Origin of the sequence: Vibrio sp. MED222, from assembly GCF_000153005.1 — a bacterium.
GTDB classification, from domain to species: Bacteria; Pseudomonadota; Gammaproteobacteria; order Enterobacterales; family Vibrionaceae; genus Vibrio; species Vibrio tasmaniensis_A.
The window spans coordinates 705,917-732,271 of the sequence record NZ_CH902607.1; the positions used below are offsets into that span (position 1 = coordinate 705,917).

The 26,355-nt window shown below is 42.3% G+C and carries 27 protein-coding genes and 1 tRNA gene; 11 read left to right on the forward strand and 17 right to left on the reverse strand.

Annotated features, from left to right (window positions below):
• The first annotated feature begins 53 nt into the window (after positions 1–53).
• Both MED222_RS21510 and MED222_RS11765 read left to right on the forward strand, forming a co-directional pair.
• Positions 54–803: a hypothetical protein gene (locus MED222_RS21510; RefSeq protein WP_032555214.1), complete on the forward strand. Its 750-nt coding sequence runs from the start codon at positions 54–56 to the stop codon at positions 801–803.
• Positions 790–2,145, forward strand: coding sequence for a hypothetical protein (locus MED222_RS11765; RefSeq protein WP_009846903.1), 1,356 nt, complete (start codon positions 790–792; stop codon positions 2,143–2,145). The genes MED222_RS21510 and MED222_RS11765 overlap by 14 nt, the downstream gene beginning before the upstream one ends.
• 42 nt (positions 2,146–2,187) lie before the next feature.
• Here MED222_RS11765 and MED222_RS11760 read toward each other — a convergent pair whose 3' ends face one another.
• Both MED222_RS11760 and MED222_RS11755 read right to left on the reverse strand, forming a co-directional pair.
• Entirely contained in the window at positions 2,188–2,823 is a 636-nt protein-coding gene (locus tag MED222_RS11760) for an inovirus Gp2 family protein (RefSeq protein ID WP_086027540.1), read from the reverse strand.
• 282 nt (positions 2,824–3,105) lie between these two features.
• On the reverse strand, positions 3,106–4,578 hold the full coding sequence (locus tag MED222_RS11755) for a hypothetical protein (protein ID WP_009846905.1): 1,473 nt from the start codon (positions 4,576–4,578) through the stop codon (positions 3,106–3,108).
• Positions 4,579–4,742: 164 nt separating this feature from the next.
• Between MED222_RS11755 and MED222_RS11750 the strand changes: the two genes are divergently transcribed.
• Positions 4,743–5,357, forward strand: coding sequence for a hypothetical protein (locus MED222_RS11750; RefSeq protein WP_009846906.1), 615 nt, complete (start codon positions 4,743–4,745; stop codon positions 5,355–5,357).
• 152 nt (positions 5,358–5,509) lie between these two features.
• Here MED222_RS11750 and MED222_RS11745 read toward each other — a convergent pair whose 3' ends face one another.
• From MED222_RS11745 to MED222_RS11730, 4 genes are all read right to left on the reverse strand, one after another.
• Positions 5,510–5,701 carry a helix-turn-helix transcriptional regulator gene (locus MED222_RS11745; protein WP_009846907.1) on the reverse strand — a complete coding sequence of 64 codons (192 nt, stop codon included), beginning with the start codon at positions 5,699–5,701 and terminating at the stop codon, positions 5,510–5,512.
• 172 nt (positions 5,702–5,873) lie between these two features.
• Positions 5,874–7,115, reverse strand: coding sequence for an integrase domain-containing protein (locus MED222_RS11740; RefSeq protein WP_009846908.1), 1,242 nt, complete (start codon positions 7,113–7,115; stop codon positions 5,874–5,876).
• Between the two features lie 173 nt (positions 7,116–7,288).
• Positions 7,289–7,365 (reverse strand) — tRNA-Val (locus tag MED222_RS11735).
• Positions 7,366–7,635: 270 nt separating this feature from the next.
• Positions 7,636–8,304: a DUF2726 domain-containing protein gene (locus tag MED222_RS11730; RefSeq protein WP_009846909.1), complete on the reverse strand. Its 669-nt coding sequence runs from the start codon at positions 8,302–8,304 to the stop codon at positions 7,636–7,638.
• A gap of 286 nt (positions 8,305–8,590) precedes the next feature.
• Here MED222_RS11730 and MED222_RS11725 point away from each other — a divergent pair, with 286 nt between their 5' ends.
• Positions 8,591–8,776, forward strand: a complete 186-nt coding sequence (locus tag MED222_RS11725; protein ID WP_009846910.1) for a hypothetical protein — start codon at positions 8,591–8,593, stop codon at positions 8,774–8,776.
• 208 nt (positions 8,777–8,984) lie between these two features.
• Here MED222_RS11725 and MED222_RS11720 read toward each other — a convergent pair whose 3' ends face one another.
• Positions 8,985–10,943: a tetratricopeptide repeat-containing diguanylate cyclase gene (locus tag MED222_RS11720; protein ID WP_009846911.1), complete on the reverse strand. Its 1,959-nt coding sequence runs from the start codon at positions 10,941–10,943 to the stop codon at positions 8,985–8,987.
• A gap of 258 nt (positions 10,944–11,201) precedes the next feature.
• On the opposite strand from MED222_RS11720, the gene MED222_RS11715 reads away from it, so the two are divergent.
• Positions 11,202–12,308 (forward strand): M20/M25/M40 family metallo-hydrolase, encoded by a 1,107-nt coding sequence (locus MED222_RS11715; RefSeq protein WP_009846912.1) that lies wholly within the window; start codon positions 11,202–11,204, stop codon positions 12,306–12,308.
• Between the two features lie 155 nt (positions 12,309–12,463).
• Here MED222_RS11715 and MED222_RS11710 read toward each other — a convergent pair whose 3' ends face one another.
• Together MED222_RS11710 and MED222_RS11705 are read right to left on the reverse strand one after the other, a co-directional pair.
• The gene (locus MED222_RS11710) at positions 12,464–12,886 is read right to left on the reverse strand and encodes a DUF3859 domain-containing protein (RefSeq protein WP_009846913.1); all 423 of its coding nucleotides are present in this window, start codon (positions 12,884–12,886) and stop codon (positions 12,464–12,466) included.
• Positions 12,887–12,960: 74 nt separating this feature from the next.
• Entirely contained in the window at positions 12,961–13,329 is a 369-nt protein-coding gene (locus MED222_RS11705; protein ID WP_009846914.1) for an ATP-binding protein, read from the reverse strand.
• A gap of 273 nt (positions 13,330–13,602) precedes the next feature.
• On the opposite strand from MED222_RS11705, the gene metA reads away from it, so the two are divergent.
• Positions 13,603–14,544, forward strand: a complete 942-nt coding sequence (gene metA / locus MED222_RS11700; protein ID WP_009846915.1) for a homoserine O-acetyltransferase MetA — start codon at positions 13,603–13,605, stop codon at positions 14,542–14,544.
• A 169-nt stretch (positions 14,545–14,713) separates the two neighbouring features.
• Positions 14,714–15,463: a type IV pilus biogenesis/stability protein PilW gene (gene pilW / locus MED222_RS11695; protein ID WP_009846916.1), complete on the forward strand. Its 750-nt coding sequence runs from the start codon at positions 14,714–14,716 to the stop codon at positions 15,461–15,463.
• A gap of 88 nt (positions 15,464–15,551) precedes the next feature.
• Here the strand turns inward: pilW and rlmF are convergent, their stop codons facing one another.
• The gene (gene rlmF, locus MED222_RS11690; RefSeq protein WP_009846917.1) at positions 15,552–16,895 is read right to left on the reverse strand and encodes a 23S rRNA (adenine(1618)-N(6))-methyltransferase RlmF; all 1,344 of its coding nucleotides are present in this window, start codon (positions 16,893–16,895) and stop codon (positions 15,552–15,554) included.
• A 4-nt stretch (positions 16,896–16,899) separates the two neighbouring features.
• Positions 16,900–17,397, reverse strand: coding sequence for a YgjP-like metallopeptidase domain-containing protein (locus MED222_RS11685; protein WP_004734935.1), 498 nt, complete (start codon positions 17,395–17,397; stop codon positions 16,900–16,902).
• Between the two features lie 153 nt (positions 17,398–17,550).
• Between MED222_RS11685 and MED222_RS11680 the strand changes: the two genes are divergently transcribed.
• Entirely contained in the window at positions 17,551–17,787 is a 237-nt protein-coding gene (locus tag MED222_RS11680; RefSeq protein WP_004734934.1) for a glutaredoxin family protein, read from the forward strand.
• 89 nt (positions 17,788–17,876) lie between these two features.
• Here the strand turns inward: MED222_RS11680 and MED222_RS11675 are convergent, their stop codons facing one another.
• The gene (locus MED222_RS11675; RefSeq protein ID WP_009846918.1) at positions 17,877–18,749 is read right to left on the reverse strand and encodes a LysR family transcriptional regulator; all 873 of its coding nucleotides are present in this window, start codon (positions 18,747–18,749) and stop codon (positions 17,877–17,879) included.
• 110 nt (positions 18,750–18,859) lie between these two features.
• Here MED222_RS11675 and MED222_RS11670 point away from each other — a divergent pair, with 110 nt between their 5' ends.
• Both MED222_RS11670 and MED222_RS11665 read left to right on the forward strand, forming a co-directional pair.
• Positions 18,860–20,059, forward strand: coding sequence for an MFS transporter (locus MED222_RS11670; protein WP_009846919.1), 1,200 nt, complete (start codon positions 18,860–18,862; stop codon positions 20,057–20,059).
• 85 nt (positions 20,060–20,144) lie between these two features.
• A complete protein-coding gene (locus MED222_RS11665) occupies positions 20,145–20,711 on the forward strand; it encodes a DUF1415 domain-containing protein (protein WP_009846920.1) in 567 nt (188 codons plus the stop codon).
• A 28-nt stretch (positions 20,712–20,739) separates the two neighbouring features.
• Here MED222_RS11665 and MED222_RS11660 read toward each other — a convergent pair whose 3' ends face one another.
• Positions 20,740–21,810, reverse strand: coding sequence for a sensor domain-containing diguanylate cyclase (locus MED222_RS11660; protein WP_009846921.1), 1,071 nt, complete (start codon positions 21,808–21,810; stop codon positions 20,740–20,742).
• Between the two features lie 213 nt (positions 21,811–22,023).
• On the opposite strand from MED222_RS11660, the gene MED222_RS11655 reads away from it, so the two are divergent.
• Positions 22,024–22,599 carry a nucleoside triphosphate pyrophosphohydrolase family protein gene (locus MED222_RS11655; RefSeq protein ID WP_009846922.1) on the forward strand — a complete coding sequence of 192 codons (576 nt, stop codon included), beginning with the start codon at positions 22,024–22,026 and terminating at the stop codon, positions 22,597–22,599.
• A 136-nt stretch (positions 22,600–22,735) separates the two neighbouring features.
• On the opposite strand, the gene MED222_RS11650 is transcribed toward MED222_RS11655, so the two are convergent.
• The 4 genes from MED222_RS11650 to MED222_RS11635 form a co-directional block, all read right to left on the reverse strand.
• The gene (locus tag MED222_RS11650; RefSeq protein WP_032555215.1) at positions 22,736–23,224 is read right to left on the reverse strand and encodes a GNAT family N-acetyltransferase; all 489 of its coding nucleotides are present in this window, start codon (positions 23,222–23,224) and stop codon (positions 22,736–22,738) included.
• Between the two features lie 280 nt (positions 23,225–23,504).
• Positions 23,505–23,606 carry a cytochrome bd-I oxidase subunit CydX gene (gene cydX, locus MED222_RS21935; protein ID WP_004734907.1) on the reverse strand — a complete coding sequence of 34 codons (102 nt, stop codon included), beginning with the start codon at positions 23,604–23,606 and terminating at the stop codon, positions 23,505–23,507.
• A 10-nt stretch (positions 23,607–23,616) separates the two neighbouring features.
• Positions 23,617–24,753 (reverse strand): cytochrome d ubiquinol oxidase subunit II, encoded by a 1,137-nt coding sequence (gene cydB, locus MED222_RS11640; RefSeq protein ID WP_009846924.1) that lies wholly within the window; start codon positions 24,751–24,753, stop codon positions 23,617–23,619.
• A 12-nt stretch (positions 24,754–24,765) separates the two neighbouring features.
• The gene (locus MED222_RS11635; protein WP_009846925.1) at positions 24,766–26,352 is read right to left on the reverse strand and encodes a cytochrome ubiquinol oxidase subunit I; all 1,587 of its coding nucleotides are present in this window, start codon (positions 26,350–26,352) and stop codon (positions 24,766–24,768) included.
• Positions 26,353–26,355: the final 3 nt, after the last annotated feature.

Genomic DNA, 26,355 nt, shown 5'->3' on the forward strand with positions numbered 1-26,355 from the left:
TCATCACTCAAAAGTGTTGAGGCGATTGATCACGTTTAAATTTTGGTGGTCCCATGTCTTCTAAACCAAACAGACAACGCATCGAACATATAGAGTTAGTCTTTGAAATTTACTCCCACATACCGACTCAACGAAAAGTTACAGTTAATGATATTCATGAACGATTAGCGAGTACTGGGATTAAGCGTTCGAAACGTACCGTACAACGCTGCTTGAATATTCTGACGGATTACCTAGATATTGAAAAAGACGATAGAACCCTGCCCTATAGCTACCATCGAAGATCCCAACCCAATGTCTTCATGGGTCCTAAAGAATCTGTACTTCTTGAGTTTGCTTTTGAGAGTTTAAAAGCAGCACTTCCTGAAAGTTATCTACCAAGTATGCAAGGCGCATTTGCACCCTTTTTGCTAATGGACCACAACCAAGGTCCACGTATTGATATTCGATACACGTTAATAAATCAGAAAGAAAATTATGACGAAGCTCTTTTTGACAAGCTTTGTCTAGCAATCTATTACCAGCGTGAAATTCGCCTCCATCTCAACAGCGAACAAACTCTCCAGTATGTCTGTCCACTTGGGCTTGTGTTAGAGAGTGAAGCCCTTCAATTGATCTACCAATTCGAAAACCATGTTTGCGCCATCCCTCTCAATCAAATTCAAGACATCTACATCAGTACATTCGGGTTTACCTATCCAAAGGGATTTTCACTATCTGAAGTCATTACACCTAAACGAGAACCAACACTTAAAGACAAATGTTCAAACAACTACACAAGGAATGATCATGAAAAATACTAAGTTACTCAGGACAACTCTCGTCAGCTCCATTGCTTTAGCTCTGACAGCGTGCGGAGGGGGCTCTAATAGTAATACTCCAACGTCTCCACCAGCCGACCAAACGCGCTCAATATCAAGCATGAGTGTTGTTAATAATGGTTTTCAAACCTTTAAGCCTCGTAGTCATGACCTAACTGGCTATCGTGCATATTCTAGAGCAGCAGCGTTCAATACGCCTTTAGACGACGGGCAAAGTGCTTACGTTTATGAGAACCCAGAAAACGGTGAGGTAAGCTCGATTAGCTTTGAAGGCGATGATGCTGGGAGCGTTGTGACTCCTACTATCGATATGATCGTCGACCTAAATACCACCTACTCCGCAATCAACATGAGCAATGTCACCGTCACCGTGGATGACGTGGTGTATGAAGGCAATTACACCCTCATACAGGACAAGAATACCGGTGATCTTTATCCATTGGTCGAGAGCGGCGTTCCTATCTATAAGAAGGTGGAAGCTGAACATGAGGCTTGGGTCACCAATACACGCTTTTCCCACAACGGAGACAGCACACGTATTTACTTAAGGCACAGTGATGAACTCAGCCTGCATAAAGCGGAGCTTGTTGATGGTACGTTTACCATTTCTAAAGTCTTTGATGATTACTTCAGAAACAACGTCATTCTATCAACAGGTGATATTGTCGCCGTTCCTTGGAGTGGTGATAGCTTAACGTGGCTAGAGCCAGACGGTACCGAGCACAACTTTAGTTACGATACGTCACTGTTGTCTGTTCCATTTCTATACGCAGATAAACTCTATGCAATTCGAGATTCCGATGATGCACTGATCGAGCTTACGTTGAATGGCGCTATCTTAGACCAAACCGATGCTCTATGGACAACCAATGGGTACAGACCGTCCTCCATGAGTGTGGTTCGTGGTGATTATAAAATGCATTCAGATTGCTCTGTGTATCAGTTCGATGATACAACCAAAACCATTACACAACTCGAACCCTCTAAAGCGCATAGTGGCCACGTAGCCAATGCAGGCCAAACCTCACTGTACTGCATGTACTCAAGTGCCGATGATAATAGTGCACGGCCTAGCTTCATGCGTTTTGATATCAGTAAGGCTGAGCTTAACCAAGCCGCTACAACGACAATCGATGCGTCTAGTGGTACTAAACTCGACGCCAATGAACGAATGGCTGTCGTAAGCGATAATGAACTGATGTTCTATCAATATCCAACTGGAACGTTTACCGAGTACTACATCAACTTTGACGCTGGTACTACAGTGGAAAAAGAAGTGAGTTCAATAACGGCTATTAAGATGCAAACCGTCACTCAAAACTAATTATTTAGAAGGATTAATGAGGGCATGTTCTGCCCTCTTTTCTTAGGTTCGAGAGCACCCAAAACTTCGTAATCTATCGCCGTAGTGCTTGGTCTCGACCTTAGCTAAATAGCTGGCTCGTTTAAACAGGCTATCCACCTGTTGGTCGAATTTATCTGAGTTTTTATCTAACCAATAGGTAGGGTTGTCTGGGAAGTGGACTAAGGTATCACCTTCATTAGCTTTTATATCCAACGCTCGACACCACGCCTTCTTTATCATGTCTGATAAATTGCCTTTTTGATCAAACCTTCCAAGAGAATGGTACACGTCTTTGTTCAATAACAAGACAAGGTGGTAATGGTGACTCAATGACGTGCTTCTTTCTTTACACCAAGCATATCGAACCTTACAACTACGAGCAGTCTGACCTCTCTTTTTTTTTCGACTGAGATCAGCTTGAATCTGAGCATCCAGCGAAGCAATAAAGTACTTGATGACTCCAGTGTCATCGAACAATAAAGATTTAGCTAAACGTAAGTCTACTCTAATGGCTGTCGTACGAGGGTGTTGTGTGACGGCTTTATCAATCGTGTCATACAGCTTATCAAGGTAGCTTAGAACTAAACCACCTTTTGGCTTTAAGATTGGCAATCCATTGAATGTATCATTGGTCGTTGTTTTAAGTTTTTTCATCATTATACCTTTGGGGTGAATGTCTCTGGTATAGGATGATTGGGAGTGGTTATTTAATGAGGTGAGTATCTTTATTGAATTGTGTTTGGTAAGGGTAAGTTGATGAATGGTATATACGTAATATTACTATACCGCAATAACGAGATATGCATAGGCCCCGGTCGAACCATTCCATTCTGATTTTAACCCAAAACACATGATGTCAACGTTACAGTTCAATCAATTCCGGGTAATAAACTCGAAATTCCAGCATTTGAAGTTACTCTGAAATTAAGTACCAAACGCTCATGTATTAGCCTTCGCCCAAATAGAATAGGTATGCTCTTTGATCATTCGATTATCACAATCCGAATCACCCAAACGCCCGCTTCGAAGTGTTTGACTATCATGAGATTTAGAGCTAATGATACTTAGGTCGTAATAGGTGTCATCAACAACATATGCCGCTGAAATATTACAGAAAGGGTACTTCCCTTTGCTTGGTACGTAGTGTTGAAAATCATGCATCAAGAGATTGAGCTTTTTCAAATCAGCATCTTGACCACAATGCCCTCGAATCACTTTTGCTAACGACATTGCTAGCCCTGAAGAAAGAGAGAGCAAACTATGCTTCCAAAATGTATGCACATCTTTTAATAACCCTGAATCATTTGAATCATTGAGGTATTTCTGCGTAAATATTGAATCTTCTAGAACAACTTGCTGAACTTCGGAATCTGACTCCAGTAACTTATCCAGCTTATCGAATCCTTCACTGGTTAGTGATCGCCAATGACTCACCAGTATCAAAGCCGTCAAAATTTCTAGCTTCTCCAAAATACCTAAAGTAAGTCCATTCATTCTGAAAAAGGGATCGCGCACTAGTCGTGACAGATCAAACTCATCAACGAAATCTGTTTTAGTTATACGTTTAGATTCCGTCTTTTCGAGCCTCTTATGAAGATTGATTTTTTGATGGGTAAAAAAAGAGAGTTTGAAAGGAAGTTCAAAATCAAATTCATATTTCAGAGAGCACTCTTTTGCTGTTTGATAGATCAGATAGCATTCAGGCGTCTCATATATTAAGCCATTCACGTTTTTTATTGTGTCCTTATCAGATATGACTTTCCTTTCACTTTTTTTCAATGAGAAAAAGGCTAAATCAACCTGATATCGCTTGCCAAACTTGCCGAAGTAGATCGGACACACACCACCACCAGCCACGCTCTTGATAAATTCAATATCACGCAGTGTTGCTAGTTGAGATTTCAAACGGCCTTGATTAATCCCCCCCATTAAACGTCGAATCTTACTTTCTGATAGTCGTTCTTCATTCCCCCCAGTGGTGGATGACTGAATAAAACCCAATTCATTTGTATGGAGGATAAATATCCCGATCAACAGGAGGTTTGAGGGCCTGAGTTTAAGCTCTTTTTCTTTTAGAACGGTTTGAATTTTTGATGAAAAAACTTCAAAAAATGCCTCATGAACGGATAGAAAACCACCCGCCTTCAATGAGTCTAAATAGACTGAATCAAAAGTGAACTTGTGCTTTCCATGCTTTACCTTTGTCACGACCCCTAGGTCATGACATTGCAAATATTCAAGCAATTCAGAAACAACTTTATGAGAGACCCCAAAGCTTTCACGGAGACGTGAAATCGACACATCTACCGACGAATATCTCTCATGAATTTGCTCGAAGATTATTGCTAAAAATAAGTACCTTCCCTCAGGAGAAAGATGCTTAACTTCAGATAAAACCTTAATAACAATCATTAGATCCAACTATATAAACCCTATTTTACATCCAATTATAAGAAAGCCTTACAAGCTTTAAAACCACTTTAATCACAAATTTAAAACATGTTTAAAATAAAGTTTTTAGATTTTACATAGAACATTTACTATCTTTTAAGAGTGGATGACAGGTGTATTATTTTATGAATGAAAAATCGCTAAAAAGTAGAATGAGCTGGTTCAAAGCAGACGATCTAGAAATGGCAGCGTGGTTAAAAAACTATGCTAAAAGACAGACATGGATAGAAGAAATCGCAAAAAAAACACCACCTAATGACATCAGAATGGATGAAAGCTTTGCTCAAAACTTCATCGATAATTGGACGAGTAAAAACGATATCAGTAGCGAAGACAAGCACAATGTAAACCTATTAAGAAGCGCATGGCGTAGTTATTCAAAGCGCGAAAAAACGTCAACATTTTTACTATCCCCAAATGCAAAAAAGTGCCTCAATTTCCTATCTAAACGGCGGAAAGTATCTAAAACATGTGTAGTGAATGAAATGCTTGTGGCTACCGTTAACCTTATAAAAAACAACAAAAATAAGAAATTCGAGGCCAACCTTTTTCTTCCAAAACTGGAACGAGAAGAGCACGCGATTGATTCACTATTAAAAGAACTGTTGGATATTGAGGAGCTAAAAAAAGAGATAACAGAGTTGAAGGAGAAGAATGCAACCTTACAAAAGTCATTGAACGACAGGGACGAAAGACTACGTACCAAAAGGTTGGGAGGACGGCGAAGACCTTATAAATAGTTTATTGTAACAGCTATTGGTTAACACTATGCGAGTAATTTCCTTCTCCGGCATCACGTTTTTAGCTATTGATAAATTAAGTAATAATATATTGAGCAGCAATAAAACTACTATGTAGCGGAAAGTGACAACCTTCTCCGCTACATAATTTGTTACCTGTGAGCAACCCTATCAAGAATCCAGTCTTGAACCTCACTTTCTACCCAGGCAACAGCTCTATCTCCAATTGGCACCTGTGATGGAAACTGCTGTTTTTCTATAGAGCGATACATTCCCGACCTTGATAAGCCAGTCATTACTAGTACTTCATTGAGACGAATTAAGCGAGCGGTTACGTTTGACATATTGATACCTTACAAGTGAGTGGATTTCACTTAAATGACATATGTCTGAAATTATTTAGGTTATATGCACCATAGAAAACCGTACTCTACGCTAAGCCAATGCCTTTCAACTTATTGAAGGTTTAAAGTTACACTGTAACTCTAATTTACTAGACATCAAATTTCAAATCTATTAACCCACAACCTTCAGGCTCTTTTTACCACTCATCGACAAGTTCCCCGAAGCCGCTTCTTCAATGTGATCACTCCACCACGCCATTAGAACTTTACGACGTTCAAGGTAGTCTGTGCGGTTGTATGCGCTTCTTACCTTATCTCTATCCACATGAGAAAGTGCGGCTTCTATAATATCTGGATCGAAGTTTTGCTCATTTAAGGTGGTACTGGCTAATGCGCGCAAACCGTGGGAAGTTTGCCTACCCTTCATGCCCATTCGTACCAATGCTTTATTTGCTGTCTCTTTGTTGATGTGATTTTTGTTACTTTTGTCAGCAGGGAAAAGGTATTCACTATCACCCGTGATGAAATCAATCGTCTCTAATAGGTCTAAAGTTTGTTTTGTTAAAGGAACAGTGTGTACCCTTCCCTTTTTCATTCGTTCAGCAGGAATTATCCAAAGCATCTTTTCTCTATCAATTTCATCCCAACGTGCCCCGGCCGTTTCAGCAGGTCTTGTCATGGTATGAAGTTGCCATTCTAGCAAGCAGCGAGTGATGGGTTTAATGGATGCATAGTTGATTGTTTTGAGAAGCTCTGGAAGTTCATCAGGAGTTAACGAGGCTTGATTGGTCACCTTAGCTGTTTCAAAGGCTTTACCAATGCCTGCGAGCTTGTTGTGCTCAACCACACCAGTATTTACTGCAAAGGTCATTATCTCATTGAGGTTGCGACACAAGCGCCCTACAGTTTCTAATTTACCTTGATTCGCAATGGGTTTAATTGTTTTTATCGCTTGTGGTGCCGTAATGTCACCAAGGGGGAACTTACCAAGATCAGGTAAGAGGTACTTCTCAATTCGTTGCTTTAGCTTCTTAGCAGTTTGCTCTTTGACGCTTGTTTTCTTCACTTCAATCCAGTCATCAAACACCGACTGTAACGTATTCGCCAATTCTAACTGTTTTTCTCGAAGAGTAGTGTCACGGTGCTCTTTAGGGTCAATACCATCAGCAAGTAGTTCTCTAGCTTCAATAGCCTTGGTTCGAGCTTTAGCAAGCGATACTGATGGGTATTTACCAATACTGAGGTTTGCTCGTTTACGAGTAATTGGACGGTAGTAGTTAAAGAGCCACAATTTGGAACCATTGGGCTTAATTCTCAATGCAAGACCATCACCATCGAGCAGGCTATATTCCTTTTCTTTTGGTTTCGCTTGTAAGATCTGAGTCGCTGTTAATGGGGTTGTTTTCCTAGCCATAGTTACATCACCAATCCATATTTCCTGTAGTGTTACTAACAGTGTTACTTTAAACGGTGGATTTTACAATACATCATGGAATCTCTTGGGACCAGGAAATGGCTAAGAGTCTGATAAAGCAAGGAATTACAGGCACAAAAAAGCCCACACTAGGTGGGCTCTTTCGTATAATGTGGTGCCCGCTACTGGACTCGAACCAGTGACACCTTGCATGTCATGCAAGTACTCTAACCAACTGAGCTAAGCGGGCAATGCTGTGAAACTTATCTAACCGCTTTATTAAGTGGCTAACGCTTCAGAACGAGATGGATAATAGCGAGTGATTTGGATACGTGCAAGGATAAATTTGCACAAAACTGTTCGTTTGCTTTTAAAAGCAACAATCAGAATAAATTTTAAACACAAAGCAGATCAATGGCTTGAAGTAGATCACATTTAAGTTCAACTTCGATAATTACGGACATCAGCATGCTTCGTGTCTTTTCTCCCTTTACTTTACTGAGCACTTTGGCGCAATGTATTAGTTAGAATCTTCATCCATGTCGAACACGACGTTGTAGTTCTCGGTATAAGTACAGTTAGGTTGACGACTACAAGTAAAGAAACGTCGGCCTTTATAATCGCCATGGCTTGCGAGTTTGATGATCATAGGGCTGCTACATTTCTTACAGAATCGAACTTCTTTAGATGGCTCAATCAAATCGATGTGTGCTGCCAGTAACCTCTTCAAACGGCTCACTTGATAACTGTGCTTAATTGAAGCGCCAATAAGTGGAAGGCCAGCCGATTTACAAACGTGCATCAATAGCTTCTCGCGATCAACCTTTCCTTTATTCAGCTCTTTTCCATTATCCAATTCGATGATTACACGTGGCTCTAACGTTCGCGGGTCGCACACTACAAAGTCAAAATAACTGCGTGATATTTTGTTGTTCGCAATAAACCAATTCTTTTTATTGTGCGCCTTTGCGGGGACAACAATGTTAGACATGCTCACTTTAGCAAATACTTCCCCATGGTTACCCACCGCGGATTTGAGTGCGTTATAGAAGGTCGCTTGTTGCGCCGACATTAACGAGCCTTTCTTTTGATAAGCATGATCTTTGGTGTCATCATTTTTTACTAGATAGTTTTGAATAAAGTAAAAGAACACAACCAGAACAATTACAACGATAAAGATATTAGTCATTTTCCAACACAATCACATTTGTATAGGGATTAAGAGAGTGGTTAGCGTATGTAGAAAAGCGTCACGTGGCAAGCAAAAGAAGCAGAGCTGCGAATTGGAATCATGACCTTTGAACGCTTTAATCGCCAGAGGCTGTCTCTTTATCGGCTTCGACAGTTCAAGACGCACATCTCCTATTTAATAATCAAATCATCAATTACATATTAAATTGATTCAGATCAAATCGCACCAAGTTGTGACCAATTAGCATGAAAAACGTTAGACAAATGTTAATAAGGAAATAACTATGGAACTCAAACAAGACCCAAGATGTTATACCGATGTGTGTGTCGATGGTAAATGGTTCCATTATGACCACTGTGGAACTCAAGCTTATATGTTAAAAGGCGGCGCTTCAGCAGTCATTGAGCTCGCTCGTGAACCAGCAACAGAGAGTGAACTGGTTGAAATGTTGGAAAGTATCGCTAAGTAATACTCTTAATAAATAATATAAAAACTAAGCGAATAGGAGTTGATAACACCCTTAGTTGCTTAGTTGCTTAGTTGAATGGTTGCTTTAGGTTCTTTTACTCGATTAAATTTAAACGCTTCTGCCTAAGGGGAATGATTCAGATGAGGCTGCCAAGTATTTAAATTACAGGTTCATTTAAGCTGATTTTCGCACTAAGCTGTATTTTTCGCTAAGCAATGACCACCTGGTTGCGCCCTGATTGTTTTGCTTGATATAAAGCGTCATCTGCTGATTTCAAATGCTGTTTGTAGGTACTGCTATTTAATTCTTGATACGTTAAATGAATGGTCGCACCAATTGATGTAGTTAACGCTAACGGACCGGAATACGTTTCTATCGTTTGATCAGCGATTGTTTGCCTTATCATTTCCAACTGTTCGTCTGGGTCTTGAGTGCCAGCAAGCAGTAAAACGAACTCTTCCCCACCCCATCGAGCCAACACATCGTTTGTTGATAGCGCTCGCTCTATACGCTTAGCAACCTCTACCAAAACTTGGTCCCCAATATCATGTCCGTATGTATCATTGACTCGTTTAAATTGATCTAAGTCCAAAATAGCAAGCGTATACCCGAACGGCGACAAACGGTATGGCATTGGCTGAGTTAACAATTGTTCCAGGTAGCGTCTATTGAATAAACCTGTCAACTCACATCTCGTCGATTGCTTAACCAACTCTTTGTTGGTCTTATGCATAGTGCATAACCTTACCAGAAGTACAGCAAAGCTTATGATGACCATAACACCGAGTACGACAACAATGCGGTCTTTTAAGCTCTGTTTATCTAGCGTCATCTCTGCGAGCTCTTTTTCTGCATTAAGCAGTTCATTCTCTTTCGCTAATGAAGCCGTAGCAAAGTCTTGTTCTAATAAAAAGATATCACTCTGACGCTTTTCAAATAACAGCGCTTTGTTGCCCTTGTAATAAAGCTTGAAATACCGAAGTCCAATTTCACTGTTGCCTTTAGATTCATAGTATTCTGCAAGCGCTTTGAAACCAAGCACCTTCCAACTACGGCTGCCAACAATATCAAACATCGTAGACGAACGTTTTAGATCAAAGAAAACAAAGTTATCTTGGTTCAAACCGATATTTGCTAAAGCTCTGTTTAAGTAACACTGACCCAGTTGGAGTGTGTACTTTGCAACACCCGGGTAACCAATACATTGGTTTGTTACTTTCCTTGCTAACTCAAAGTTCTTTTCTGCTAGCAGTACTTCACTCTGAGCTTTTAGAAGAAGGATTTTGTACCTTTCACTTACGCTATCATCATTAAATTTGGTGGCACTTTTATAAGCCTCTCGACCTTTTACTAAGTCGCCACTGCGTAGATAAGCAAATGATTCATTAACATATAACACACCGATGGTTGAACCATCGCGTAGTCCACTTTTGATATAGAGTTTTTTGGCCTGTTCGATAAGTTTGAGTGCTTTCGGCCAATCTTCCAGATAGATATAAAGCAATGCCATATTCGACATCAACTTACTGTTATAGATATGCCGTGGGTATTTCTTGCCAAGATTTAAGCCCTTATGAAAAAAATACTGAGCTTCGGAAAAATCATTTTGGATGTTTTTGATCGACCCCACAGTGTTGTAGGCTTTTATCAACAGTTCTTCATACTGGATTGATTCAGCGATACTTATTGCTGCTTTAACTTGAGATTCAGCCTCTACTAATTCACCTTGACTCATCTGCTCAATCGCTAGTTCAACTAAAGATTGCGCCTTTAACCACTCCATATCTTCACGCTGTGCTAATGCCTTGATCTGTCGTGTGTATTCAGACACAGCCTGTTTATCGAGATCATGCTGTGCGAGATTCGATAAAATCATTAGTTCATAACCACGATAGATGGCTTTATGTTGCGTAGGGCTCGTTGCTTTTAAGGTTTCAAGCTTTTGGGAGGCAAGCTTTGGATCACCGCGAGACACATTAAGGATTTCAATGAGTTCAGCGCCATATTGAGTCGCTGATAACTCTTTTTCGGGACTGTACGCGCCTGGGGTTTCTGGTCGAATAGTCTGTAAATCGTCGTCATAAGTTGGATAGAGCAAATACAATCCTAGTACAACACTGATCAGTACGACGAGAAAAAATGAGCCTAACACTCTGTTGTTATTCATTTATAAGTGCCATTACTGATTGCATACCAATTTAATCGACGGTTACCTTAAGCGGTTTCACATTGTACCCGACACATATGGAGATTTAAATCCTGCACATGGGTCGATCCGCGTAGTATTTTTCTCATAAATTAGAATAATCAGATAATTTTCTTGATTTAACTCAGGCAATGATTCTGTAAAAAGGCGTTATAGTTATTTTCCTGTTCCAGCCTCCGTGACTTCTTTAGAAACAACGGAGCAAAATGAGAATTAACAATGACCCAAATTAATGAACAACGTCTCGTAGAACATTTCTGCGATCTAGTGAAAATTGATAGTGAATCTCGTAACGAAAAAGCGATTGCTGAAGCTTTGGCTGAGCAACTCGGTGAACTGGGTTTTGAAGTTCACAAACTGGCGGTTCCTGAAGAAGTGTCTAACGGTTTCAACATCTACGCTCGTCTAGATGGCACTCTTCCAGGTAGCACAGTGTTCAGCTGCCACATGGACACAGTAACGCCAGGTATCGGCATTGAGCCAATCATTGAAGACGGCATCATCCGCTCTAAAGGCAATACGATTCTAGGCGGCGACGACAAGTCTGGTATCGCAGCGATCATGGAAGCGGTTCGCGTAATCCAAGCTGAAGGCCAAGCGCACAAAACCATTGAAATCGCGTTCACCGTATTCGAAGAAGGCGGTCTATTCGGTTCTTTGAACTTCGATATGTCTTACATTCAATCTGAGCACGCTATTGTTCTAGATACAGGCGGCCCAATTGGCACCATCGTAAACGCAGCTCCGGGTCAGCAGAAAATTGTTGCTAAGATCAAAGGCCGCCCTGCTCACGCTGGTTTAGCGCCAGAAGAAGGCATCAGCGCAATTCAAGTTGCTGCAGACGCGATCACCAAGATGAACCTACTTCGTATCGATGAAGAAACAACGGCAAACGTAGGTATTGTTGAAGGCGGTCAAGCGACAAACATCGTAATGCCAGAGCTTAAAGTCGTGGCTGAAGCACGTTCACTAAACGGCGAAAAGCTAACGGCTCAAGTTGAGCACATGATCTCGACATTCCAAGAGAGTGCAAAACAGTTCGGCGCTGAAGTAGAAATCGAATCGACTCGTGCTTACGATGCATTCGTTATCGCAGACGATCACCCGCACATTCTTTCTATCAAATCAGCGTTTGAGAAGCTTGGCGTAACAGCAAACACTAAACGCACTGGCGGCGGTAGCGATGCAAACAACTTCAACGCGAAAGGTCTAACAACGGTTAACCTTTCTACTGGTATGGCGAAAGTTCACACCACTGAAGAGTACATTGCAGTGAAAGATATGGTCGCTATCACTGAGTTTGTTGTGGCTTACGTGACTCAATAATCTTACTGGTTAACTAGCCAGTCTTATTTGTTAACTAGACAACCTTACTCGTTAATGAGATAGAAAATGCCATCTAGTTAATGTCAAAAAGCCGAGTCCACATACGACGTGTGACTCGGCTTTTTTGTTGTCTGAGTTTAGCTAGAAGATTAAGCTTAAAAACCCCTACGCTTCCAGAATTGGCCTTCGTCTTTTGCAACAAGGTCGAATGTCTTATCGGCAATGATGTTGCCTTTTAGCTCCACGGTCATGCGCCATTTGCCTAACTTGTTCGAGACAGGAGCCCAGATGGTGTCACCTAAGTAGAAATCCCAGTCGTTGTTACCGACATGCTCTTCACCATCGAACGGTTCGAGCACTTCGCCCTTGTCTGTGGTGATATCCGGGTGATAGATGCAGTAACGGATTTTTTCACCTTTGGCTTTCTTGATATTCAAGATATAGCCAAATTCCACATCGATTTCGGCATCAACGGTAGTGGTGAACTCTTGGATTTTTGGAAGGTCTTTAGATTTTGAATCCCATGTGGAGTAGATACCATAGGAGGTCATGTCGACCACAACTGAGCGCTTTGCCATTTCAATCGTTACCTTGAAGTTGTTCTATTCATTTAATTCTATTTGCCATTCAGCCAAGCTGGATAAGCACGAGGCTATTCTTGCCAATCTTTTGCCATGCGCTTAATCACAGACGGTTCGATGTCGTGAATACTGCCATATTGCTCTCGGCACACTTCGATGATCAAGTCAGCTTTGTATTTTCTTGCAAGTTGACGGTAAGCCTTCATTTCCCAATGCTTAATAAAGGTATTCGAAACAACAACATCCAACCCTTGCTTCAAGCCATTTTCAGCCGTGTTCTGACACCACTCATGAGCTTGCTGTAACTGCCTAGGATCAAAATGGTAGTCACCTTGCTCATTCACGTAATACATATCCGCTTCGACATGCAATGCATCGTAGGTTTTCGCTTTTGTTGACTTGCCAGAACCGGGCAACCCTCGAATGAGTATTAACTTCATCTGTCACTTTACAGGCTAATTCGAAAACATGAGTTTATCGTAAATGCTGACTGCTTGCTCTGATAACTGCCTAGTTCTACATAACAGAACCAAGTACTTATGCCTTACTCGGGTAGTCGTTAAACATTATAAGACTCCCTCGACGTCGGAAGGTGGCTTCTGATAGAAAACACAAATAATTTACATCTATCCATTTTGGATATCGACAAGCGTATCAAACTACTATAGATTTAGATGTATAGACGTCTACATATCTAGCTTAGGGAGAAAGCTTTGCCTATTCGCATTCCAGACCAATTGCCAGCATCTGATGTTCTTCGTGAAGAAAACATCTTCGTGATGCCGTTATCAAGAGCATCGACACAGGAAATTCGTCCACTTCGAGTCTTGATCCTCAACCTAATGCCGAAGAAGATTGAAACTGAAACTCAATTCTTACGCCTACTATCGAACAGCCCATTGCAAGTCGATGTAGAGCTGTTGCGTATTGATGACCGACCAAGTAAAAACACTCCGACAGAACACCTTGATAACTTCTACCGTCAATTTGAAATGGTCAAAGGGAGAAACTTTGATGGATTGATCATCACTGGTGCACCACTTGGCTTGGTTCAATTTGAAGACGTTATCTACTGGGATCATCTAAAAACCATCATGGAATGGGCAAACAAGCATGTGACCTCAACCTTGTATGTGTGTTGGGCTGCTCAAGCTGGCTTAAAGCTCTTGTATGATTTACCAAAACGAACTCGTAAAGATAAGCTTTCTGGGGTTTACAACCACGAGATACATAACCCGTACCACCCAATTTTACGTGGCTTCGACGATACCTTTTTGGCACCGCACTCTCGCTATGCTGATTTCTCTCAGGAATACTTGGCCGAGCATACCGACCTTGATGTTCTTGCGACTTCTGATGTGGCGGGCGTATACCTTGCGGCAACCAAAGATAAGCGAAACGTGTTTGTAACCGGTCACCCTGAATACGATGCGCATACACTTCACAACGAATACATTCGTGATTTGGGTGAAGGCATGGAGCCTGTGATACCAATCAACTACTACCCGAACAACAATCCAGACAACAAGCCTGTAGCAAGTTGGCGTAGTCATGGACACTTATTGTTTTCAAACTGGCTTAACTACTGCGTTTACCAACAAACGCCTTACGATCTGGATCACTTCAGCGAAGACAACTTCACCAAGGACGACTAAGTTCTTTCTTCCGATTCACAAACACATTAAGCCGTCTTCCATAAGTTGTTGATAAAACACCAAATGGGACACGGCTTTTTTATGGTGTTTGGGTCGCATTCCATAATCGACATAACACTTAAATGTATTCGATTTCATATCATAGGTTTGTGTTCAAAAGGAGCTGCACATGCCTAACAAGTCGCTATTACCAAAATCCACCCTGATATCTCATCTAACGCTATTCGCCTCTCTTTCTTTGGTAGGTTGTGTTTCTGTAACCGAAGGTCCACCAAAAATGGCAAGTGATCCAATTGCGATGTCTCAATCACGTATTGAATTGGGTTTGGGCTACATGGGACAAGGTAATATGGTCAAGGCACGTGAAAACCTAGAGCTCGCTATCAAACACGCTCCTAGCTATTACCGCGCCCAACTTTCGATGGCACATTATTACGAGCAAGTTGGCGAAGTAGATGAAGCAAGAACCACTTACCGCAAAGCACTCAGTCTAGATTCAAGAAACGGCAATGTATTGAATAACTACGGTACGTTCTTGTGTAAACAAGGCGAATACGAGCAAGCTGATAAATATTTCAATCGCGCTATTGACCAACCCTACTACTACCTTGTCTCTGCAAGTTATGAGAATGCGGCATTCTGCGCGTTTAAGGCTGGTAATACCGACCAAGCAAAATACTACTTCACACGAGCGATTGACCACGATCCAAATCGCGTAAAATCGATACTACAGCTATCAAAAATTGAAGTGAGTGACGCCGATTACAACGACGCTAGGCTTCGTTTATTCAAATTCCACCAGCGTTATGGCTACCAAATTCCATCGCTTAAAATCTTGGTCGATCTCGAAAACAAAGCAGGTAACAGTGCTCTAGAGAAGAAATATCAGAGTAAGTTAGATGAGTTACTTTCTGCTTAGCGCATATGAAAAACACAAAAAACGGGCTTGTTGCGTTAACAACAAGCCCGTACGTATTTCTGCTTAATATCTTAACTAAGTACAGCCGCTATTTAAGCGCAATCCACTCTTGTCTTTGCTCGTCGTCCATAAAGGTCCATGCGATAAAGCGACTCACCTTCTGGCCTTGCGACATCTCAACCACTTTTACTTGTTTAGCTCTTAGCTTACCCAGCTCTGAACGAACCATATCGACGTTATCTTTCTTAGAAATCAATGTCGTGAACCACAATACTTGAGTAGCAAAAAGTTGGCTCTCTCTCGCCATTTTCATAATGAAAGCAGCTTCGCCACCCGGACACCAAAGTTCAGATTTTTGGCCACCAAAGTTTAAGGTTGGTTTCTCTTGCTTAATCGATTTGTCTTGCTTGGCTGGCTTCTTATTCGTTTCTGGCTTGAACGACTGACCGGCTTTCTTAGCACGGTTTGCCGCTAGGTTATCCAGTTTACGTTGTGATCCCTTTTCCGCCTCTTCTAGAGAACTATGGAATGGAGGGTTACAAATAGTGACATCGTAACGTTCATTATCCTTAATCACGCCTTTAAAGATAGATTCAGAGTCCGCTTGTAGGCGAGCTCGGATCTTACCTTTTAGATTAGGGTTACTTTCAGCAATAAAGTTCGCCGCTTTCACTGAAACAGGATCCACATCCGTGCCAGTACAACGCCACTTATACTCTGTCGCACCAATGATTGGATAAATACAGTTTGCACCAACACCGATATCTAGTGCTTTCACAGAAGCATGATTGTAAGGTTCACCTTGGCCATCGCTATTAAGGATGTCTGCTACTCTGTGAATATAATCTGCACGGCCAGGAATTGGCGGGCACAAGTAACCAGCAGGAATATCCCAATGCTTAACGCCATAGTGATGCGCCAGTAAAGCCTTGTTAAGTAGCTTAACGGCTAATGGATCAGAGAAATTAATGGTGTCTTCGCCCACCGGGTTCTTGATCAAGTGTTCTTTTAGCTCAGGCAAGGCTGCAACCAATAACTCGAAGTCATAGCGACCTGTGTGTTGGTTTCTTGGGTGTAATCCACCTTGAGGCTTTTCAGCCGAACGTCTTTTCTGTGCAGCGTTCTTGTTAAATGCAGTTTTATTGAAAGAACCCTTATTCGATGATCCTTTATTCGCACCCGGTTTACCTTTGCTATCTTTTGCAAAAGGTCGCTTTGCTTTGTTGTCAGCACCTTTGGGAGCACTGTTTCTACGGTTTTTTTCTGATGTGTTCTTTGTAGAAATATGTTTGTCGCTGCTTGGCTTGCCGGCATTTGGCTTAATATCACCGTGCTTACGGTTACCTTGCTCAGCTTGGTTGTCTTTTGTTTTTGCTGATGAGGTACTGTTTTTTGACAGGCTTAGCGTAGTTCTATTTTGTGATTGGCTCATTGGGCTACTTCTTTAAGTCTAAATACATCATGAATAAACGGGCATCTAACTCAAGTTGATGGTATTCCGGCTCCATGTGACAGCATAGTTGGTAAAAGGCTTTGTCGTGTTCTTTCTCTTTGATGTGCGCCAGTTCATGCACCACCAGCATTCTCAGCAAAGGTTCTGGTGCATTTTTAAAAACACTGGCGATACGAATCTCGTTCTTCGATTTGATCTTTCCACCATGATTCTTCGCGACGTAAGAGTGCAGACCTAATGCATTATTAATTAAGTGTATCTTGCCGTCGTAAATCACTTTACTGATCGGTGGCGTTTTTTTCATGTAGCGATTTTTAATCTCAATCGCATAGTCAAACAGGGCTTTCTCGCTTTTTATTTCATGATTCTTTGGGTAGCGAGCTTCAAACCACGGCACCAATTTACCTGATTCAACAAGTTGAGTTACCGGGTCGAGAATGTGCTTAGGATAGCCTTGAATATAGCGTAAAGAAGGATGCATGCTGAAAGACCGTACAAGTTACACCACGACAATACGTTGTGGTCTTGAAAATTGAGCCGCATAGTGTAACTGATCACACTTTTCTAATCACCTAGGATTCGTTACACTTTAGCGAGATTCACCAAGAGCTACACTCAAAAAGAGATTGTAAAAATGAAACGTGTTGTATTGTACGTCGCAGACAAATGCCCGCACTGTAAAGATGCACAACGCTATTTGGATTCGAAGAAAATTGAATATCGCCTAACGAATGCAAAAATGCAGCGTGGCCGTAAAGAATTACAAGCGATGGGTGCTCGTTCTATCCCTGTGCTGAAAATCGGTGACCAAGTGATGGTCGGCTGGAATCAGAAAAACTTCGATAAGATGTATAACTCAAAGAACACCTAACGTGCTCTGAGCCAGTAATACTTCTATGCAACAAAGCCCGAATATCCAATCTAGGATACTCGGGCTTTGTTTATTTATATCTTACTCAATCACACATACCGCTTAACGAAATCAATAAAGGTTCTGTCGGCTTTCGACAAATACCCTTCCTTTCTCCAGGCCAACGATAGATTCAGTTTTACAGGGTCTTTAAATGGCACGCCTATCACGTCTTTTTCATATTCTGTCACCAAGCTAAGCAACGCGGTGATGGCAAACTCTCGCTTCACGATAGAAAGAATCATTGGCAATAAATTGGTTTCGAACGCGATGGTCATATCGAGGTTGTACTTCTTACAAGTCGCATCGATAAAATCACGGTGGAAGTAGCCTGATTTGAACATGATCAGCTCTTGAGCAAAGAACTCTTCAAAGGTCATCGAAGGCTGTTGTGCTAACGGATGCTCCTTACCGACAACGGCGACCATCTCAGAACTTAACAGATGATCCGTTTCCAAATCATCAGGAACGTTCTCATGATTAATTACGCCAATATCGAGTTCGCCGTTTAACAACATTTCGCGAATAGAAGCGGTGCCAGCATCAATCAGAGTCAACTTTAGGTTTGGGTACTGGCTTTTAAATGCCATCACAACTTGAGGGAAAAAGTAGCTGCCCATCATGCTTGGAGCGCCTAATCGAACCTCGCCTTTTTCTAGTCCCTTTAGTTCATTCATCGCAAGCTGAGCATCGTCAAACTGCTGTGCGATTCGCTTCGCATGCTCAAACAATACCTTTCCCTCTTCCGTTAAGGTGACGGATTTATCTCCACGACGGAATAAAATCAACTCAAGTGTTTGTTCTAGTTTTTTAATGGAGATACTCAATGCAGGCTGTGCAATATGCAGCGCTTTGGCAGCCTGGGTGAAGTTACCAAACTGCGCAACGGCCAGAAAATGTCGAAGTGGTTTTGATTCAAGCATGGCGATATATTTAATATATAGAGGTGATATTTTTAATATATTTCTTTAATCGCACCTGTACTGATAACTTGTTCACAAACAGCTTACTAACTTGCGCAGGCACAACGTCAATGTTTGATAAAGGCAGTCCTCAATACAAACGTATCACCCAATCATTGGCGATTGGTTCGTTTATCATTTTCTGTAACCTTTACCTCTTTCAGCCTATCTTGCCGCACATGGCGGAACACTTCCAAGTATCTGAAACTCAGATCAACTGGCTGTTTGCCGCGACAACGCTGGGGCTTTCCATCAGTTTGGTGCCTTGGGCAATCGCTTCTGAAACCTTTGGTCGAAAACCCATCATTCTGTTCAGTCTGTTCGCTATTCCTTTGATCGGATTGAGCATGGTGTTCACAACCACTCTACTGCAACTTGTTATTGCCAGAGCATTCATGGGAATCGCAGTCGCTGCTTTTGCGGGCGTGGCGGTTGCCTATATGGTCGAAGAGTTATCACCTAAAGCATTCGCAGTCGCGATCGGCGGTTATATTGCGGCTAATTCATTAGGTGGCATCTTCGGGCGTGTATTGGGTGGCTTGATTACGGATTATTTCGACTGGCACGCAACGGTATTGTTTTTCGTGGTCGGCTCCTTAATCGGCGCTCTCTATATTGCGTATAGCCTGCCTGACCAACAAAACTTCAAACCTCAAAAAGGGTTGTTCTTTCATCATAACCGCTCGGTTGTGATGCACTTAAGAAACCGTACCTTGTGGCTCGCGATGTTGATTGGTGGCGCTAACTTCGCGCTATTCGTTAACCTGTATTCAGTAATGGGCTTTAGGTTGGTATCCGAACCTCATTCAGTGCCTGTGGGCTTAGCTTCACTGATATTCCTATGTTACTTGGCCGGTACGGTAAGCTCTAAGCTCTCCAACAAATGGACACTTCGGTTTGACCCGTTAAACGGTATATTGATGGGCGTGTGTATTAGCTTAATCGGAATGCTAATTTCTGCCGTCGACAAAGTCCCGTTCATGCTAGCAGGCTTGTTATTGATTAGTGGCGGCGCGTTCTTCGCCCATACCCTTGCCTACTCTTGGGTAAGTCAAAAAGCACCAAGCGCTAAGGCGACAGCAACTGCACTTTACTTGGTTCACTATTATATTGGCGGGAGCTTAGGTGGTTTCTTACTCTTGTATTGCTGGCAACTGTTCGGTTGGAATGGCGTGATTGCGGGCGGTTCAATCTTCTATGTTGCAATATTTGCTTGGGTCTACCAATTAAAACAACTTCAAGTATCGGCCTCTAAACTCGCACAAGCATAAGTACGACTGAGGTTGTAACTCAATTATTGCTTTTGATTAACGTCCGTTCTGATATCCTACGCAAAATTTCATTTCGGAACCTGTTATGTCGAACACTCAAAGCACAGATCTTCAAACCATCCACGACCAAGTAAAACAGTGGTTAGACGATGTCGTTATTGGCCTAAACCTGTGTCCATTCGCAGCCAAGCCACAACGTAATAAACAGATTAAGATCTTTGTGAGTGAAGCGAATACGGAAGAAGCGTTATTGGAAGACATCATGACGCATTTTGTAGAGTTAGATAACACGCCAGTCGCCGAGTTGGAGACAACTTTGGTGGTTGTACCTAACATGCTGCAAGATTTCTTCGACTACAACATGTTCATTGATTGGATTGAAGCCTTGATCAAGCAAGAAGATTGGGAAGGCGTTTACCAAGTGGCAACCTTCCACCCAGACTATTGCTTTGGTGGTGCGGATCCAGAAGACGATGAAAATCTGACTAATCGCTCTCCGTACCCGGTTTACCATTTGATTCGTGAAGCGAGTATGGAAAAAGTGTTGAAGCACTACCCTAACCCTGAAGCGATTCCGGATACCAACATCGCGAGAGTTGAATCTTTAACGCCGGAAGAACGTCGTCAACTGTTCCCTTACCTGTTCAGTTAATCGTTCAGTTAATCGCTAACAAGATGGCTCATATTCCTGAGCGTTCTTGATGATATGGACGAGAAATGAACTGATCTCGTCCATTTTGTTTCGCAATGTACAGGCATTCATCGGCAACTTTGATGAGCTTATCTAACGCCGACATCCTTTCCCCTTTGGTATCCCCTGTACTCAACTCAAAATGACACGCACCGATTGATATAGTGACTGGCTTTCTATCAAGCGTGATTTTCTTCATCTCTTGTAAAAGAGTCATGAACTTATCTTCAACACAACTTGGTGTTTTATTTGGGTACCAAAGAATGAACTCCTCGCCACCAAAGCGCGCCACAAACTCACCCTCTTGAGTGTTATGGCTCAGCACGTTCGCCACTTTCTTTAAGACAACATCACCCATTTGGTGGCCATAAGTGTCATTGACCTGTTTAAAGAAATCGATGTCGACAACGGCCAAGGTTCCCTTTCCTAAGGATCCTTTTAACTGCTCCACTTCTGCATTCAACGTTTTGAACAAGCAACGTCTATTTGGCAAATGGGTCAGAGGATCATACAGAGCTTGGTACTCTAACTTCTCATTCAGCTCTTTGAGTTTTCGTTCTTGCTGTCTTCTAACCAGTTCCACTTCGATCCATGAGGCCATTAACCTCATAACGTCGATATCGAACTCTTTGAATTCACGATGATAAGGAGCCGGGCTTGAAAAATTTAAGGTGCCATAAAGCTCATCATTAACGAAAATCGGGATGCCAATATAAGACTCTAAACCAAAAGACTGGTAAGCGGGATGCGTCGCATACTTATCGTGTTTGCCACAATGCTCTATGCAGATAGGACCAATCGATTTACAGGTAATTTCGCAATAGGTTGAACGATAATCGAAGATATCGCCACTATTGAGCTCAACCCCTTCAGGTGTGACAGAGTGTTCAACTAAGTAAGTATTACCCTCGACTTTAGATAAAATACCGATATCAAGGTTGAAGCGTTCAAGCCCCATGATAAGCAGCTGAGCGATCTGAATATCGAAGCCCTTCCGGTAATCATTGGTGATTTGATACAAGCGACGTATAACAATTTCGCTTTCACTGGCTTGGTTCATAAATGGAGTCCCACTGCAGCCGAAGTTAATGGCAACATTAATATTTGGTATATTAAGAAGAGTAAAGTGTAAAAAAACATAATAATCAATTGGTTTGTATGCAAAATACCTCATTGGTCCAATGAATAAAAGTCGACTTCTTCGACTTTGCGTTAGCACCCTATTCCTAGCTTTGGTAAAATAATCCATTAACGAAACAGAATGGATAGGAAAATGAACCTTTCTCAACTAAGCCAAGAAATCTACGATCACCTTTACCGCGACATTGAAGAGTTCCGCAGTACTTTTGATCTGCCTGTTGCTGCTCCTGAAACAATGGACGAAAAAGGCGATACGCTACATACCTCTCTAGCGATCGAAGAACTAACAGAACTTGCAGAAGCTGATTCTAAAATCGAACAAGCGGACGCTATCGTAGACAGCGTTTATGTTTTGATGGGACGTCTGGTTCACCTTGGCCAAGCTAAGGTTGAAGACAACCTAGCAATCAGTTACCTGATCGACCTGCTATTGAATGTTTCTAAAAACCGCTCAATTGACTTCTTACCTTGCTGGGACGAAGTACACTCAAGCAACATGAGCAAAGTATGTCGAAACGAAACTGAATACGCTGAAACAGAAGCTTTCTATGCTGAGCAGAACATCAAGCTGATGGCGGTTCAAAAAGGCGAATACATCATCGCTAAGTGTGCGGAAGATTTCGTATCTGAGGGCAAGACAGTTCGCCAAGGTAAAGTACTAAAATCTGTACACTACCGTCCTGCGAACCTTGAGCCACTAACGGTTTAAGTATGGCTACAACTGAAGCACTTTAAAGCCTCAGTTGACTGAAATCGAAAACGCCACGTTATTTTAACGTGGCGTTTTATTATCTATTAGAAAGCTCTAGCTGTGTTAATTGGAGCCGTGTATTAGAAGCAGAACACTATACCAGTCGAGCCATATGATAAGCCGCCACATATTCGCCATTTCTGAAAGCGAACCCAGCCGACTCTCCTTCAATAACAAAACCGAATTTCTTGTAGAGACTGATCGCTCTTTCGTTATCGGTGTACACCGTTAGCTCCAGTCGTTTGATGTTAATCCAGTTATCACACAAGTCGATCGCGGTCGCGAGCAGTTGGCTACCGACACCTTTGCCTAATACATCGTCTTTAACACCCATTCCGAATGAAGCAACATGACGCCTTCTCGGGTTTACACACACTTCCATTCCCAAATTACCAACAATCTCATCGTCGATAATCGCGACATACGAGTACACGTTGTCGGGCATATTAGAGATTCGTTTCTGCCAGCTTTCCAGAGATGGATTTGGGAGTTGCAGCGTACCGGTATAAGCGTTTGTGCATTCGTAAACTTCTTTGATTCCCTTTGCATCTGACGGTTCAGACCGTCTCACTATAATACTCATCGCAACTCCTACTATTTTCATCGCTAAATATGAAACACATCCTTAATGTGCACCTAGCACATTATCAAATACTAAATATTTAACAATAGGTTAGATAAAATTGTTTTGATTAAATCTTATATAGAGTTGAGATTTAGGTGTACTTAAAAGAATGCAGCTCACTCGATTTAAGTCTTACCATCTTGTACCACGAAGGAAGAACCAAATCTTACGCTTTAGGAAGGCTCATAAAAAAGACCAGAGCATCATGCTTCTGGTCTTTTTATGAATCAAACGTCAATCAGAACTCAGTTTCTGAGTCACTTTTCTCTAGGCTGATGACATTCAAAACTGCAAATGCAGAGGCTAGGAATAAGCCTAATATCCAAACAAAATACCACATGAGAAACTCCTTAATACAGTGAATTGCCGTTGCGTTCGACATACTCGTTATCGAGTCGTCCAAACATGGTGCGATAACTAAAAGCGGTGTAACAAAGGATGATTGGCACCATCACAAATGCTACGCCTGTCATGATGTTCAAGGTCAGTTCGCTAGAGGTTGAATCCCAAAGGGTTAAGCTATGGCTTGGATTAACGCTAGACGGGATAATGAACGGGAACATCGAGAAACCCGCCGTTAAGATGATGCAAGCGTTAGTCAGGCTTGAACTAATAAAAGCAATCGCATCCCATTTCAACCTTGCGCCAATCAAAGCCAGCAATGGAATGGTCACGCTGCCGATCGGTGCAAACCACATCCAAGGGTACGTATCGAAGTTGGTTAACCAAGCGCCAGCTTGTGTAACGACTTCTTTGTTCAAAGGATTTGAAGCCGAGCTATGATCCATCGCACTGACTATCAGATACCCATCAATATGGTTTATCGCCATACAGCCAATCACCATAAGGAAAGCGACAAATACAGCACTCGCCTGCGTCACTGTTCTTGCCTTTTTGTATAGCGCATCGGTGGTTTTCATCATCAGCCAAGCACTGCCTTGCAACAACGCCATCAATAACCCAACAAAGCCACACAACAGAGCAAACGGATTAAGCAAATCAACAAACGATCCGTGGTACTCAACCATCAAGAAGCTATTGAGCGTAAAAGGTAAGCCTTGCATCAAATTGCCAAACGCCACCCCAAACAAGATAGGAGGGAAGAAGCCTGAGAACGAGATTGCTAAGTCACATACTTGTCGCCACTGAACGCTGTCGATCTTTGCTCGGTACTCAAGTGCAAGAGGACGCAGCCACAATGAGATAAGAGCCAAGTACATCGCAACATATAAGCTTGAAAACGATGTCGCATACACTAACGGCCAAGCCGCAAACAAAGCGCCACCTGCGGTAATTAACCACACCTGGTTGCCGTCCCAATGGGGTGCAATGGAGTTAATCATCACTCGTCTTTCAGAGTTGGTTTTACCGATAAACGGTAACAACGCTCCTACTCCCATATCAAAGCCATCGGTGATCATAAAACCAATCAGCAACACACCGATTAGCACCCACCAAATTAAACGCAATGTGTCATATTCGAACATGAGTCAGTCACCTTATTGTTGAACTTGTTGTGCCAATTTGGCTTCAAGTGATGTTGTTGTTTGTTCATAGTGATAACGCCCCGTTTTCAAACTGCTTGGGCCTTTTTTAGCGACGGTAATCATCAAGTAACTTTCAACAATGATGAAGACCGCATAGAGGCCAATAATTAGCGCGAGAGACGTAAGTAAGTTTTCAACGGTTTGCGAAGAAGCCGCGACCGCAACAGGGAGAATTTCACCGACCGCCCATGGTTGACGACCATACTCTGCAACAAACCAACCAGCTTCGATTGCCACCCAAGGTAATGGAATTGACCAAAGTGCCGCCTTCAATAACCAAGGCTTTTGAGTAATGTTTTTACGGTAGGTTTGTAAGAAAGCCGCGCCAAAAACAAACAACATAACGAAGCCACAACCCACCATGATTCTGAATGACCAGAACAGAGGCCACACAGTTGGAATTGAATCATCGGCTGCTTGTTGGATTTGTTGTTCAGTAGCATCAGTCACGGTATCTGTGTATCGCTTGAGCAATAAGCCGTAGCCAAGGTCGTGCTTGGTTTGATCGAAAGCTTGCTCTGTCTCATGTGAGGTATCGCCAGATCGCAAACGCTCTAGCAATTCATAAGCAATAATACCGTTTCGAATACGCACTAAATGTTGATCACGCAAGTCATGAAGCCCTGTCACTTGCTCGTCCAAAGATCGCGTTGCAATAATCCCCATCACATAGGGAATTTTCACAGCAAAGTCGGTTTTGCCTTCTTCTTGATTTGGTAATCCAAACAAGGTAAACGCCGCAGGTGCCGGTTCGGTGTGCCATTCAGCTTCAATCGCTGCGAGTTTTACTTTTTGGACGTCACCCAGTTCATAGCCCGACTCATCACCTAATACGATCACCGATATGATAGAAGCAATGCCGAACGAAGCTGCGACAGCAAACGAACGTTTTGCAAAAGCAACGTCACGACCTTTAAGCAAGTAGTATGAACTCACGCCAAGGATAAACATCGCACCGCAGGTATAAGCCGAAGCGACTGTGTGTAAGAACTTAACTTGAGCAACTGGGTTGAGCACCACTTCGGCAAAGCTAGTCATTTCCATACGCATGGTTTGGTAATTAAACTCCGATCCAATCGGGTTTTGCATCCAACCGTTAGCAACCAGAATCCATAATGCAGAAAAGCTTGAGCCCAACGCCACCAGCCAAGTCACCATAAGGTGTTGGCGTTTGGACAGCCTTTCCCAACCGAAAAAGAACAGTCCAACAAAGGTGGATTCTAGGAAGAATGCAACAAGGGCTTCGATAGCAAGAGGAGCACCGAAAATATCGCCGACATAGTGAGAATAATAAGACCAGTTGGTGCCGAACTGGAACTCCATGGTTAATCCGGTCGTGACACCTAAGGCGAAGTTAATACCAAAAAGTTTGCCCCAAAAGCGAGTCATGTCCTGATAGATTTGCTTACCGGTAAGCACATAGATCGACTCCATGATCGCCAATAAGCAAGACATACCAATAGTTAACGGGACAAAGAGAAAGTGAAACATAGCGGTTAGCGCAAACTGTAAACGCGACAATTCAACTACATCAAACATTTA